This window comes from Curtobacterium sp. BH-2-1-1 (assembly GCF_001806325.1).
In the GTDB taxonomy this organism is placed as follows: Bacteria; Actinomycetota; Actinomycetes; order Actinomycetales; family Microbacteriaceae; genus Curtobacterium.
Map to the genome: position 1 here is coordinate 3,080,950 of NZ_CP017580.1, position 13,398 is coordinate 3,094,347.

Below are 13,398 nucleotides of genomic sequence, written 5' to 3' on the forward strand. Positions count from 1 at the left end.
GCACCGTGCCATCCGCAGCGTCGACCGGCGGCGTCGCCGTGCAGGGCAGGCTCGCCCGTGCCGGCCGTCGCCTTCGACGGTGGGTCCGGCGTGGCTGGCGGGCCGCGGCGTACGTGTGGCGCCGGTCCCTGATGTTCCGGTCGGTCGCGATCACGGTGATGACCACCGGCCTCGCGGTCGCGATCATCGGCACGGCCGTCATGATCAGCATCTCGAACAACGTCTACTCGCAGCGCCGCGACCAGATCGAGGCCGAGTCGGCACGCGCGACGATCGTCGCGCAGGGCATCTTCGACGCGGCCACCGCGGGCGAGGACAACAACCAGAGCGAGCTCGAGACCCTGCAGAGCGAGGCGCAGCAGGCGATCCTGTCGAACACCACGAGCCCCGGCGGCACGAGCATCGCCATCGAGCGGAGTCCCGACCAGCCCGGGCCGCAGACGGTGCAGAACGTCGCGAGCCAGGGCTTCCCGGACGCCGTGATCACCGACGCCCTCCGGAAGCAGGTCGGCAAGAACACCGGCACGCTCAGCCTGCAGCCCGTGCGCCTCGACGACGACGGCCGCCACCAGCCCGGCCTCGCCGTCGGGTCGACCCTGCAGATCCCGAGTGCCGGTCAGTACGAGCTGTACCTCGTCTACGACCTGTCGGACGCCCAGCAGACCCTCGACTTCGTCTCGCAGACGCTCTCGATCGGCGGTGTCGCGCTCATGGTGCTCATCGCCCTCGTGACCTCGCTCGTCGTCCGGCTCGTGGTCGTGCCGATCCGGGGCGCGGCCGAGACGAGTCGGAAGATCGCCGCCGGCCGGCTCGACGAACGCATCCCGGTGCGGGGCAACGACGACATCGCCACCCTCGCCCGCAGCTTCAACGGCATGGCCGACGCGGTGAGCCGACAGATCACCCAGCTCGCCGAGCTCTCCCGCGTGCAGCAGCGGTTCGTCTCCGACGTCTCCCACGAGCTCCGGACCCCGCTGACGACCATCCGGCTCGCCGGCGACATGCTGTTCGACTCCCGTCACGCCTTCGAGCCGTCGGTCGGTCGGTCCGCCGAGCTCCTGCACGCCCAGGTGGAGCGGTTCGAGCTCCTGCTCGCCGACCTCCTCGAGATCTCACGGTTCGACGCGCAGGCGGTGCACCTCGATCCCGAGCCCGTCATCCCCGCGGCCCTGGCGACCGACATCGTCGACGAGTTCCGGCCGCTCGCCGAACGCGCCGGCATCGACCTGCAGCTCGCCACACCCGGCGGGCACACCACCATGCAGCTCGACGCGAAGCGCATCCGCCGCGTGCTCCGCAACCTCGTCGGCAACGCGATCGAGCACGGCGACGCGAAGCCCGTGCAGGTCGTCGTCGACAGCGACGCCCGCTCGGTCGCGATCGCCGTGCGCGACCAGGGCGTCGGCATGCCGCCGGAGGACGCCGCCCGCGTGTTCGACCGGTTCTGGCGCGCCGACCCGAGCCGCAAGCGGACGATCGGCGGGACCGGCCTCGGACTCGCGATCTCGCTCGGCGACGCGAACCTGCACGGCGGCCGCATCGACGTGTGGTCCCGCCCCGGCGAGGGCTCCACCTTCGTGCTCACGCTGCCGCGCAACGACCGCGTCACCGTGACGACCTCGGCGATCCCGCTGCCAGACCTCGACGAGTCGTACGACGGCCCCCGCGCCGTCAGGGAGGACGACTGATGCGCACCCGCTTCCGCACCCTGGTCGCCACGGTGCTCGCCGCGTTGACGATCGTCGCCGTGTCCGCCTGCGCCGCGATCCCCACCGACGGCGCGGTGCGCTCCGGCGGCGTGATCAAGGACCAGTCGGTGTCCGGCGTCGACTACCGGCCCGGCAAGCCCGTGCCCGGCGCCGACCAGACGACGATCCTCCGCGGCTTCATCGCGGCCGGCACCGGTGCGGCGGACGACTACGCCGTGGCCCGGGAGTTCCTCGCCTCGAACTTCTCGACGAAGTGGAACCCCCGGCGCTCGGTGACGATCCAGCCCGGCAACCCGGCGATCGAGCGGGTCGGCGAACGCGAGCTGACCTACACCCTCACCGCCAGCGCCTCGGTGGACGCCGACGGCGAGTACACGCAGGCGGTCCGACCGACCTCGTCCACGCTGACGTTCCAGTTCACCCGCGAGGACGGCGAGTGGCGCATCGCCTACGCCCCCGACGGCATCATCCTGTCGCCGGTGAACTTCGAGTCGGTGTTCCAGCAGCACGCGCTCTACTTCTACGACCCGACGTACAAGTTCCTCGTGCCCGACGAGCGCTGGTTCCTCGCCCGGTCGTCGACGAGCACCCGCATCGCGAGCGCGCTGCTCGCCGGACCCGCGAGCTGGCTCAAGGGGGCCGTGGTCACCGCCTTCCCCGAGGGCACGCAGCTCTCCCTGAACGCCGTCACGATCCAGAGCGGGACCGCCCTCGTCGACCTGTCCAGCGACGCCCTGCGCGCCAGCAGTCAGGACCGGATCCGGATGCGCGAGCAGCTGAGCAAGTCGCTCGCCTCGGTCGCCACGGTGTCCTCCGTCGACATCACGGCCGAGGGCACGACCTTCGCCGTCCCCGACGGCAGCGGGTCCGACGCGCAGCAGAACCCGGACGTCGATGCCCGCCCGCTCGTCGACCAGGACGGCACCGTGGGCTACTCGGCCCTCGGCGGCGGGAAGATCGCACCGCTCGGCAACGGCATGGGCGCGGAGATCGGCGACCTCGGGCCGTCCTCGTTCGCGCTGTCCGCGTCCGGGACCGCTGCGGTGGTCGGGAACGGCGACGGCGTGACGGTCGTGCGCGGACGCTCGCACCTGCGCATCGACGCGACCGACGGCCTGGTCCCGCCGTCGATCGACGACCTCGGGTTCGTCTGGGTCGCGTCCGAGAAGAACACCCGCCGGGTCACGGCCTACGGCCTCGGCGGCGATCCGCACGCGGTGAACACGACGCTCCCGGCCGGCGACCTCGTGTCGTTCCAGGTCTCGCGCGACTCGACCAGGGCCCTCGCGCTCATCCAGACGAACGACGGACCGAGCCTGTACGTGATGGCCATCGTCCGCGGCGCCGACCGCACACCGACCGCGCTCGGCTCCCCGGTGCGCGTGCAGGCCGCCACGGGCAACGCCGTCGGCGCCGCCTGGATCAGCGACTCCGACGTCGCCTCGGTCGGGCAGACGTCCTCCGGCCCGGACGTCGTCCGCTCCACTATCGGTGGGCAGTCGAGCACCCTGCCGAAGCCCGACGGCCGGGCGACCGAGATCGTCGGCGGGAGCGGCGGCTCGATGCTCCTGCGGATGTCCGACGGGTCGGTCCTGCAGTCGACCGGCGGTGGCTGGGTCACGACCGGGATCAGTGCGGACGTGCTCGGCGTGCAGCGCTGAGGTCGCTCCTCCACAGGGCGGCGGTCCAGGAGGCGCGTCCCCAGCCCCACGGATCGGCCCCCGCCCGGTGGTGGGTGGCGGTCAGGATCGTCGGCATGACGACACGGGACAGGCTGCGGCCGTGGCTCGACGCGGCCGTCGCGGTGCTCGGGCTCTTCCTGCCGGTGGACTGCGTCGGGTGCGGCCGGCCCGACCGGGCACTCTGCGCCGCGTGCCGACACGCGCTCGACGCGATGCCCCGCCGGGTGCGTCTCGTCGCCGGGGTCCGGCTGGACGCGGCGTTCGAGTACACGGGACTCGTGCGGACGATGCTCCTCGAGCTCAAGCTGCGTGGGCGGGTGGACCTCGCTCGGCCCCTCGGCGCCCGGTTCGGTGGGCTCGTGCGGGCGGCGCTCGCCGACGCCGGTCCCGGGGCCGTACTGCTGCGGGTACCGCCGTCGCGGCAGGGTGCTCGGCGGCGGGGGTTCGACCCCGTCGTGCTGCTGGCGGCGCGCGGGGGAGTGCGGCGGTCGCGGGCGATGTCGCGGGTGCGGGCAGGAGGGCTGGTGCGGCGCCGCGCCGGCGTCGTTGCCGGCGTCGGTGCCGGTGCAGGTGTCGGCGTCGGTGCCGGCGCAGTGCGCGGTGGGCAGAAGGAACGGAGCGCTGTGGAACGGGTGGCCGCGACGGTCGGCACCCTCTCGGTGACGGGCGTTGCCGGTCGAGCCGTCGTCGTGGTGGACGACGTCGTCACCACCGGCGTCACGATGGCTGAGGCCGTCCGCGCCGTGCGTGCCGCCGGTGGCCGGGTCGTGCGGTGCGTCGCGGTCGCGAGCGTCGACGACTGAGGTGCGCCCGTCGAAGACCCTCGGCGCATCGGTGAACGCTCGGCGGCCACTGTGTGTCCGGTGGGTGTCCTGGCGACTCACCGACATCGCGTGACGCCGGAGCGCCACCGGGTCTAGCCTCGCGGCAAGGCGTTCAGGATCGCCGGATGGAGGCGACGCGCTGAGTCTGGATGGGAGCCGCCACATGGACGTGACGATCACGGGCCGGAACATCGGGGTCACCGACCGATTCCGCACCTACGTCGAACAGAAGTCCGAGAAGATCGACGTGCTCGCCGACCGCGCCCTCGCCTTCGAGGTGCGCATCAGCCGCCACAACGAGAAATCGGGCGGTTCCCAGGGCGAGGACCGCGTCGAGCTGACATTGATCGGCCCCGGCCCCCTCGTACGGGCGGAGTCCGCAGCGTCGGACAAGTACGCCGCCTTCGATCTGGCCTTCGCCCGGATCATGGAACGACTCCGCCGAGCACGCGACCGCCGCAAGGTGCACCGCGGCCGCCACCGTCCGACCTCCGTGTCCGAGGCGTCCGGCACCGCGTTCGAGCGCATGGGCGTCGTCCCGGCCGACGGCAAGCTCATCGAGGACGTCGCGACGGGTGCCGTCCCGGTGGTCGACGCGAACGCCGAGGACGACGAGAACGAGGTCTACAGCCCCGTCGTGATCCGGCACAAGGTCTTCGAAGCCGGTCCCATGACGGTCGACGACGCCCTGTACTTCATGGAGCTCGTCGGGCACGACTTCTACCTGTTCGTCGACGCGGAGACGCACCGGCCGAGCGTTGTCTACCGCCGCAAGGGCTGGGACTACGGCGTGATCGGCATCGACGACCCGTCCACCGAGCACGCTCCGGCAGCGGCGTCGGAGTCCGAGCCGGCGGTCGCGATCGCCTGACGATCGCTCAGTACGGCAGACCGAACCCGGGTGTGCGCGGACCGTTCGCGGGCCGCGCACACCCGCGCTGTTCACAGCGGCCGGAGTCGACGGGTTGCTAGCATGACTGGCTGTTCGCATCGCGCAGGTCGCGCGTGACGATCTCGTAAGGAGCTCACGTGGCAAACGTGCTGGAGAAGGTCCTCCGCATCGGCGAAGGACGCACCCTCCGACGGCTGAAGGCGTACGCCTCGGCCATCAACGACCTCGAGGACGACTTCGCGAGCCTCACCGACGAGGAACTCCAGGACGAGACCAAGGAGCTCCGCGAGCGCTACGCGAACGGCGAGACCCTCGACGACCTGCTGCCCGAGGCGTTCGCCGCCGTGCGGGAAGCAGCGAAGCGCACCCTCGGCATGCGGCACTTCGACGTGCAGCTCATGGGCGGTGCCGCGCTGCACCTCGGCAACATCGCCGAGATGAAGACCGGTGAAGGCAAGACCCTCGTCGCCACGACGGCCGCGTACCTCAACGCCATCCCGTCGCGCGGCGTGCACGTCATCACCGTCAACGACTTCCTCGCGTCGTACCAGTCCGAGCTCATGGGCCGCGTGTTCCGTGCGCTCGGCATGACGACCGGCTGCATCATCGCGAACCAGTCCCCGGCCGAGCGTCGCGAGCAGTACGCCGCAGACATCACCTACGGCACGAACAACGAGTTCGGCTTCGACTACCTCCGCGACAACATGGCGTGGCAGGCATCCGACATGGTGCAGCGCGGCCACTTCTTCGCGATCGTGGACGAGGTCGACTCGATCCTCATCGACGAGGCCCGCACGCCGCTCATCATCTCCGGTCCGTCCTCGGGCGAGGCCAACCGCTGGTTCACCGAGTTCGCGTCCATCGCGACCCGCCTCACCCCGGGCGAGGACTACGAGGTCGACGAGAAGAAGCGCACCGTCGGCGTGCTCGAGCCCGGCATCGAGAAGGTCGAGGACTACCTCGGCATCGACAACCTGTACGAGTCGGCGAACACCCCGCTCATCTCGTTCCTGAACAACTCGATCAAGGCCGTCGCCCTCTTCAAGCGGGACAAGGACTACGTCGTGATGAACGGCGAGGTGCTCATCGTCGACGAGCACACCGGCCGCATCCTGATGGGCCGTCGCTACAACGAGGGCATCCACCAGGCGATCGAGGCGAAGGAGAAGGTCGAGGTCAAGGCCGAGAACCAGACCCTCGCCACGGTCACGCTGCAGAACTACTTCCGCCTCTACCAGAAGCTGTCCGGCATGACGGGTACGGCCGAGACCGAAGCGGCTGAGTTCATGTCGACGTACAAGCTCGGCGTGGTCCCCATCCCGACGAACAAGCCGATGCAGCGCATCGACCAGACCGACCTCGTCTACAAGAACGAGAAGGCGAAGTTCGAGCAGGTCGCCGAGGACATCGCCGAGCGCCACGAGAAGGGCCAGCCGGTCCTCGTCGGCACCACGAGCGTCGAGAAGTCCGAGTACCTGTCGAAGCTCCTCGCGAAGAAGGGCGTCAAGCACGAGGTCCTCAACGCGAAGAACCACGCGCGTGAGGCCGCGATCGTCGCCCAGGCCGGTCGACTCGGCGCCGTGACGGTCGCGACGAACATGGCCGGTCGTGGTACCGACATCATGCTCGGCGGCAACTCGGAGTTCCTCGCCGTGCAGGAGATGCACGCCAAGGGTCTGTCCCCGACCGAGACTCCGGAAGAGTACGAGGCCGCGTGGGACGACGTGTTCGACCGCGTCAAGGCCGAGATCAAGGACGAGGCCGACAAGGTCCGCGAGGTCGGCGGCCTCTACGTCCTGGGCACCGAGCGCCACGAGTCCCGTCGCATCGACAACCAGCTGCGCGGTCGATCCGGCCGTCAGGGTGACCCGGGCGAGAGCCGCTTCTACCTGTCGCTCACCGACGACCTCATGCGCCTGTTCAACTCCGGTGCCGCCGAGAGCCTGATGGGCCGCTCGAACGTCCCGGACGACCTCGCGATCGAGAACAAGCTCGTCGGCCGTGCGATCCGGTCGGCCCAGGCGCAGGTCGAGGGCCGCAACGCCGAGATCCGCAAGAACGTCCTGAAGTACGACGACGTCCTCAACCGCCAGCGTGAAGCGATCTACAGCGACCGCCGCCACATCCTCGAGGGCGACGACATCCACGACCGTGCGCAGTCGTTCCTCAAGAGCGTCGTCGACGACGTGATCGACTCCCGCACCGCCGAGGGCAACGCGGACGACTGGGACCTCGACGCCATGTGGACCGAGCTCGGGACCCTGTACCCGATCTCGATCTCCATCGACGAGGTCATCACCGAGGCCGGCTCGAAGGGCAAGGCCTCGCGCGAGTTCCTCGGCCGCGAGATCCTCTCCGACGCCAAGCTCGCCTACCAGCAGCGCGAGGAACTCCTCGGCGACGAGGCCATGCGTGAGCTCGAGCGCCGCGTCGTCCTCTCGGTGATCGACCGCCGCTGGCGCGACCACCTCTACGAGATGGACTACCTCAAGGACGGCATCGGCCTCCGTGCGATGGCACAGCGTGACCCGCTGGTCGAGTACCAGCGCGAGGGCTACGCGCTCTTCCAGAGCATGATGGGCCAGATCCGCGAAGAGTCGGTCGGCTACCTCTTCAACCTCGAGGTGCAGGTCCAGTCCGACGGCGAGAACGCCGTGATCGAGGCCAAGGGCCTCGGCGAGGACGAGGTCTCCGGTCTCGAGTACTCCGCTCCGTCGATCGACGGCGAGGTCGAGGTCCGCGACGAGCGCGGTCGCCTCGAGCAGGCCGCGACCGCGCGGGCGCAGAAGGCGCAGGCCGAGGCCGAGGCGGCCGCCGGGCCGGAGCAGGGCTCCGCGTTCGGCAACGCCGCGACCGCGTCCGGCCAGGCTGCCGCGGGCAACCGTGCCGAGCGTCGTCAGGCCGCCAAGAAGGGCTGACGCGACCACGTCCCGACAGGAGGCGCGGTGCCGGCTGGCACTGCGCCTCCTGTCCGTCTCCCGGTCACGTCACGGGCGTCACAGGACCCCGACCGCCGTCGCGCGCCAGCGACCCTGCCGTTCCTCCAGGCGCATCGCGACCGCACGGGCGTGACTGCGCGTGTGCACGACGACCGTCGCCTCGGCGACCCCGTCGGCCGGGCGGCACACGATGACGCTGCCGACCCGGAGCAGCGCCCGTCCGCGCGACCGGCTGCCGAGCTGCCGGGCCCGCGCCGCCACAGCCGCCCGCTGCTGCAGGTGCCGGTGCACCTCGTCGGTGATCCACCGGGCGATGCTGTCGACCTCGCGTGACCCCGTCAGGATCTCGGCGACGCAGAGGCCGAGCGCGCGAGCGGTGTCCTCGACGTCGGTCGGTGGCGGTACCGCGCTGAGTCGCGGGACGTCCCCCATCGGCTCTGCGTCATTGATCCGGCGTGCTTCCTCGGCCACCCCTGCCCCTTTCGTCGGGGCTGAGCGTAGAGCGAGTACAACATGAGAAATATGACTGTCATCGTGCCTGTGGAGAGAGCGGAGTTGTCCACAGTGGTGCGCACCTAGACTGGGCGGGTGTCGACCCTCAGTGACCTCGTCCTCGCACAAGGCCGTTCCTCCGAAGCCGACGTGGAGTGGCTCCACCTGCTCGTCGGGGACTGGCAGCTGCTCGCCGACCTGTCCTTCGCGGACATGGTCCTCTGGGTCCCGACCGCCGAGGACGGCTCGTTCGTGGCGGTGGCGCACGCTCGCCCGAGTTCCGCGGCGACGCTCTTCTACCGCGACATCGTCGGGCAGGAGATCCGCGAGGAGTGGCGCGAACAGGTCACCGAGAGCTTCGTCGGCGCGAAGGTCGTCGACTCCGCCGAGCCGGACTGGTACGAGGACACCCCGACGCGCGTCCGGGCGATCCCGGTGCTCCGGCGGCTGAGCGCGAACAGCGCCGAGACGACCGAGCGCCCGATCGCGGTCGTGACGCGGCACTCGAACCAGGACGAGATGCGCACCCCGAGCCGCCAGGAGCTCAACTTCACCGCGAGCGCGAACGACCTGTTCGGCATGATCGCCACGGGTGACTTCCCCGACATCGGTGCGCCGGCCGGACCCCGACGCGGTGCACCGCGCGCCAGCGACGGCCTGCTCCGCCTCGACACGAACGGGATCGTCACGTTCGCCAGCCCGAACGGCCTCAGCGCCTTCAACCGGATGGGCTTCGAGGGCGAGCTCGAGCGGAAGTCCCTCGCCGAGGTCACGACCGAGCTCATCGGTGCGCAGCTCGACGTCGACGAGTCGCTGCCCCTGGTCGTCACCGGCCGTGCCCCGTGGCGTGCCGACGTCGAGTCGAAGGGCGTCACGGTCTCGCTGCGGTCGATCCCGCTCCGTGACCACGGCGAGCGGATCGGTGCGATCGTCCTCTGCCGCGACGTCACCGAGCTGCGGCACCAGGAGCGCGAGCTCATCACCAAGGACGCGACGATCCGCGAGATCCACCACCGCGTGAAGAACAACCTGCAGACCGTGGCGTCGCTCCTGCGCATCCAGGCGCGCCGCACCCACTCGGACGAGGCCCGGACGTCGCTGCAGAACGCGATGCGCCGCGTGGCCGCGATCGCCGTGGTGCACGACACCCTGTCGACCGGCCTCAGCCAGAACGTCGACTTCGACGAGGTCTTCGACTCCGTGCTGAAGCTCGTGACCGAGGTCGCGGCGTCGCACAACACGACCGTCCGCCCGAAGAAGACCGGGGAGTTCGGGGTGCTGCCCTCCGAGGCGGCGACCCCGCTCGCGCTCGGGCTCACCGAGCTGGTCACGAACGCCGTCGAGCACGGGCTGGACGGCCGCGACGGCGAGGTCGAGATCGTGGCGGAGCGCTTCGACGACCACCTCGACATCCAGGTCCGCGACAACGGACGGGGTCTGCCCGAGGGCAAGGTCGGGTCGGGCCTCGGGACGCAGATCGTCCGGACGCTGATCCAGGGCGAGCTCGGCGGCACCATCGACTGGCACACCCTGACCGGCAGCGGCACCGAGGTGACCATCACGATCCCGTTCCGCTGGCTGACGGCGACGCCGGGCGCCGCGTAGCGCGCTCCGCGCCCGCGCCCAACCGCCTGAAGGCGCGGCGTGTGCCCAAACCGCGCGGTGGCGCGGCGTCGCCTGCTTTCCGTTGTGCGCAGGCACGCGCAACCGCCTGGAGGCGCGGCGTGCGCCCGCCAGGGCCGCATCGAACCACGTTCCCGACGTCGAACCACCGTCCGGCCCTGGTTCGACGTCGGGAACGTGGTTCGTCGCGCGGCGCGCGCCGGCGCGCACGCCTCGACGGCAGCCGCGGCGCGCGGCCGCACAACGAAAGCGCGTCCGGACCGCGCGATGCCGCGGTGTCGCGTGTTTTCGGTTGTGCGCAGGCACGCGCAGCCGCCTGGACGCGCGGCGTGCGCCCGCCAGTCCTGCATCGAACCACGTTCCCGACGTCGAACCACCGTCCGGCCCTGGTTCGACGTCGGTTCCGTGGTTCGTCGCGCGGCCGCGCTACGGAAGTGCGTCCGAACCACGCAATGCCGCGGCGTCGCCTGCTTTCCGTTGTGCGGAGGCCTGCGCAGCCGCCTGGAGGCGCGGCGTGCGCCCGCCAGGGCCGCGTCGAACCACGTTCCCGACGTCGAACCGCCGTCCGGCCCTGGTTCGACGTCGGTTCCGTGGTTCGCCGCGCCGCGCGTCGGGCGGCAGCACAACGCAAGTGCGTCCGAACCGCGCGATGGTGCGGCGTCGCGTGCTTTCGGTGCTGCGCAGGCGTGCGCTACCGCCTCGCGCCGCGCGCGGCGCAGCCGCCCCGCGCACGACGACGCCCGCCGGCCCCGAGGGAGCGGCGGGCGTCAGGCGCGCAGCAGGCGCGGGGTCAGGAAGCGCGGCGAGCGCGGGCGGCGCGACGCTTCAGCGCGCGGCGCTCGTCCTCGCTCAGGCCACCCCAGACACCGGAGTCCTGGTTGTTCTCGAGGGCGTACTGCAGGCACATCTCGGTGACCGTGCAGCGAGCGCAGACCGACTTGGCCTTCTCGATCTGATCGACGGCCGGTCCGGTGTTCCCGACGGGGAAGAAGAGCTCGGGGTCCGCGGTGAGGCAGGCTGCCTGGTCACGCCAGTCCATGTGTGGTGCTCCTTGAAATCGATGCTCGAACGGCAGGCCGGGGCCGTGGTTCGGGGATCGGAACGCTGAGCATGCGCGAGGCACGAGGGGACACCCGTGGGGGAGGAGTCCGCTGGAAGCGAGTCTGACGCCCGCAGAACGCTCGGGGGAGGAGCGTCGAACCACGGGAGACGCACACCACATCGTGCCGTCCAAACGACCTCGAATATCGTTCCATACTGGTAGGGCCAAATCAAGGGTTCCGACGCTGGAGGAATGCTGTGCCCGACACCACCCCGATCGAGCCCGACCACGTCGAGCGGCGGTCGCCTGCCCTCCTGGCGCTCCTCGTCGTCGTCGGACTCGAGTTCGCCGCCCTCGTCGTCGTGACGATCGTCCTCATCGTCGAACTCATCGTCGCGCCGGCCACGAGCATCGCGTCCGGGATCGCGCTGACGGTCCTCGCGGCCATCGCGGCGCTCTGGCTCGGCTCCCTGTTCATCGGCCTCCGCAACCGTCGTCCGTGGGTGCGGTCCGGGATCATCGTCTGGCAGGTGCTGCAGGGTGCGCTCGCGATCGGGGCGTTCCAGGGCGTCTTCCGCGTGCCCGCCGTCGGCTGGTTCCTGCTCATCCCCGCGCTGCTGGGTATCACGCTGGTGCTGTCGCGACCGGTGACGGACGCGCTCGCCCGACCGGTCGAGTAGACGGTCCCGATCCACGGACGGGAGGCGCGGTGCCAGCTGGCACCGCGCCTCCAGTCCGTCGATCAGCCGGGTCTCAGACCAGGCCGAGCTTCTTCCGCAGGCTCGCCACGTGCCCCGTCGCCTTGACGTTGTAGAGCGGCAGCTGCACGGTGCCGTCCTCGTCGACCACGATCGTGGAGCGGATCGTGCCGGTGACGATCTTCCCGTAGTTGTTCTTCTCACCCCAGGCGCCGTACGCCTTGTGCACGGCGAGGTCCGGGTCGGTCAGCAGCGGGAAGGTCAGGGCCTGCTCGTGCTGGAAGGTCTTGAGCGCCGGCAGGTCGTCCTTCGAGACGCCGAGCACCTCGTACCCGGCGGCCTGCAGCGAGGACATGTTGTCGCGGAAGTCGCACGCCTCCGTGGTGCACCCCGGCGTCGACGCTGCCGGGTAGAAGTACACGATGACCTTCTTCCCACGCAGGGCCGAGAGGGAGTGCTCGGTGCCGTCCTGGTCCGGCAGGGTGAAGTCGGGGGCGGTGTCGCCGGCGGCGAGACGGTCGGTCATGGGGCTCCTGTTCGTGGTCCGTGCCCCGAGTGGTCAAGAGCACGCGAAACCCATGCTATTGTTGTTTCCCGTTGCAGCACGGAAGCGCAACATGCACCTCTAGCTCAATTGGCAGAGCAACTGACTCTTAATCAGTGGGTTCTCGGTTCAAGTCCGAGGGGGTGCACCAGCAAGGCCTCGACTCATCGAGTCGGGGCCTTCGTCGTTCCCGGCGTGCGGTGCCGCACGGTGAGACACGCCCGGAGTGCGATTCGGCCGCGACTCCGCGTGCGGATCAGTCGGCGGGGACGTCGACCACGCGCTCCTCGCCGACCACCGGGTCGAGCGCTCCCGCCGAGGTCGCGGCGAGGTCGGCACGCAGCGGTTCGATGCCGTCGCCCGGCACCCAGAGCTCGAACGTCGCGGCGGCGCCGTACGCGGGGTCGCCGAGCGTGGCTCCGTGGTGCCGGACCCAGTCGCGCAGCACGTTGTCGATCCGGCCGGCGTCGGCGTGCGGGACGTCCACCGTCACCCGGGTCAGTGCGCGCCGGTGCACGAGCGTCGCGCGGTCGAGGGCCTCGGACACCGAGGTCGAGTAGGCACGGACGAGGCCGCCGGCACCGAGCTTCACGCCCCCGAAGTACCGCGTGACGACCGCGACGACGTCGGTCAGACCGCGGCGCCGGAGCACCTCGAGCATCGGGACGCCGGCGGTCCCGGAGGGTTCACCGTCGTCGCTCGACCGCGCCTGGTCCCCGAGCACGCCGGTGACCATCGCGGTGCAGTTGTGCCGGGCGTCCCACCGCCGGCGGCGGACCTCGGCGATCACCCGGTCCGCGTCCGCGACCCCGGACACCGGCGCCACGGTCGTGATGAAGCGCGACTTCGTGATGACGATCTCGTGTTCGACCGGGGCGGCGACCGTGGACGGGTACGGGGTGCTCACACCGTCGAGGCTAGCGAGGTCCTCGTCGGCGGCTCGCGCTACCATG

Annotated in this window: 11 protein-coding genes and 1 tRNA gene; 8 read left to right on the forward strand and 4 right to left on the reverse strand. The window is 70.7% G+C overall.

The window, feature by feature from the left end; translation table 11 throughout:
* Window positions 1-5: 5 nt before the first annotated feature.
* The 5 genes from mtrB (at window position 6) to secA (ending at window position 8,025) form a co-directional block, all read left to right on the forward strand.
* Window positions 6-1,688: an MtrAB system histidine kinase MtrB gene (mtrB, locus tag BJK06_RS14685; protein WP_254791888.1), complete on the forward strand. Its 1,683-nt coding sequence runs from the start codon at window positions 6-8 to the stop codon at window positions 1,686-1,688.
* Complete coding sequence (locus BJK06_RS14690; RefSeq protein WP_070418503.1) at window positions 1,688-3,370, forward strand: LpqB family beta-propeller domain-containing protein; 1,683 nt, start codon at window positions 1,688-1,690, stop codon at window positions 3,368-3,370. The genes mtrB and BJK06_RS14690 overlap by 1 nt, the downstream gene beginning before the upstream one ends.
* 95 nt (window positions 3,371-3,465) lie before the next feature.
* Window positions 3,466-4,194, forward strand: a complete 729-nt coding sequence (locus BJK06_RS14695; RefSeq protein WP_070418504.1) for a ComF family protein — start codon at window positions 3,466-3,468, stop codon at window positions 4,192-4,194.
* A gap of 184 nt (window positions 4,195-4,378) precedes the next feature.
* Window positions 4,379-5,086 (forward strand): ribosome hibernation-promoting factor, HPF/YfiA family, encoded by a 708-nt coding sequence (gene hpf, locus BJK06_RS14700; RefSeq protein ID WP_070418505.1) that lies wholly within the window; start codon window positions 4,379-4,381, stop codon window positions 5,084-5,086.
* 158 nt (window positions 5,087-5,244) lie between these two features.
* Window positions 5,245-8,025, forward strand: a complete 2,781-nt coding sequence (gene secA / locus BJK06_RS14705) for a preprotein translocase subunit SecA (RefSeq protein ID WP_070418506.1) — start codon at window positions 5,245-5,247, stop codon at window positions 8,023-8,025.
* 78 nt (window positions 8,026-8,103) lie between these two features.
* Here secA and BJK06_RS14710 read toward each other — a convergent pair whose 3' ends face one another.
* Window positions 8,104-8,478, reverse strand: a complete 375-nt coding sequence (locus BJK06_RS14710) for an Rv3235 family protein (protein ID WP_070418507.1) — start codon at window positions 8,476-8,478, stop codon at window positions 8,104-8,106.
* 156 nt (window positions 8,479-8,634) lie between these two features.
* On the opposite strand from BJK06_RS14710, the gene BJK06_RS14715 reads away from it, so the two are divergent.
* Window positions 8,635-10,143, forward strand: coding sequence for a sensor histidine kinase (locus tag BJK06_RS14715; protein WP_070418508.1), 1,509 nt, complete (start codon window positions 8,635-8,637; stop codon window positions 10,141-10,143).
* A gap of 808 nt (window positions 10,144-10,951) precedes the next feature.
* Here BJK06_RS14715 and BJK06_RS14720 read toward each other — a convergent pair.
* Window positions 10,952-11,200 (reverse strand): WhiB family transcriptional regulator, encoded by a 249-nt coding sequence (locus BJK06_RS14720; RefSeq protein ID WP_022904217.1) that lies wholly within the window; start codon window positions 11,198-11,200, stop codon window positions 10,952-10,954.
* A gap of 260 nt (window positions 11,201-11,460) precedes the next feature.
* Here BJK06_RS14720 and BJK06_RS14725 point away from each other — a divergent pair, with 260 nt between their 5' ends.
* Window positions 11,461-11,883, forward strand: a complete 423-nt coding sequence (locus BJK06_RS14725; RefSeq protein ID WP_083295296.1) for a hypothetical protein — start codon at window positions 11,461-11,463, stop codon at window positions 11,881-11,883.
* Between the two features lie 73 nt (window positions 11,884-11,956).
* On the opposite strand, the gene bcp is transcribed toward BJK06_RS14725, so the two are convergent.
* Window positions 11,957-12,427, reverse strand: a complete 471-nt coding sequence (gene bcp / locus BJK06_RS14730; protein WP_070418509.1) for a thioredoxin-dependent thiol peroxidase — start codon at window positions 12,425-12,427, stop codon at window positions 11,957-11,959.
* A 93-nt stretch (window positions 12,428-12,520) separates the two neighbouring features.
* Here bcp and BJK06_RS14735 point away from each other — a divergent pair.
* A tRNA-Lys gene (locus BJK06_RS14735) sits at window positions 12,521-12,596 on the forward strand.
* A gap of 105 nt (window positions 12,597-12,701) precedes the next feature.
* On the opposite strand, the gene BJK06_RS14740 is transcribed toward BJK06_RS14735, so the two are convergent.
* Window positions 12,702-13,352, reverse strand: coding sequence for a YigZ family protein (locus tag BJK06_RS14740; RefSeq protein ID WP_070418510.1), 651 nt, complete (start codon window positions 13,350-13,352; stop codon window positions 12,702-12,704).
* Window positions 13,353-13,398 lie beyond the last annotated feature (46 nt).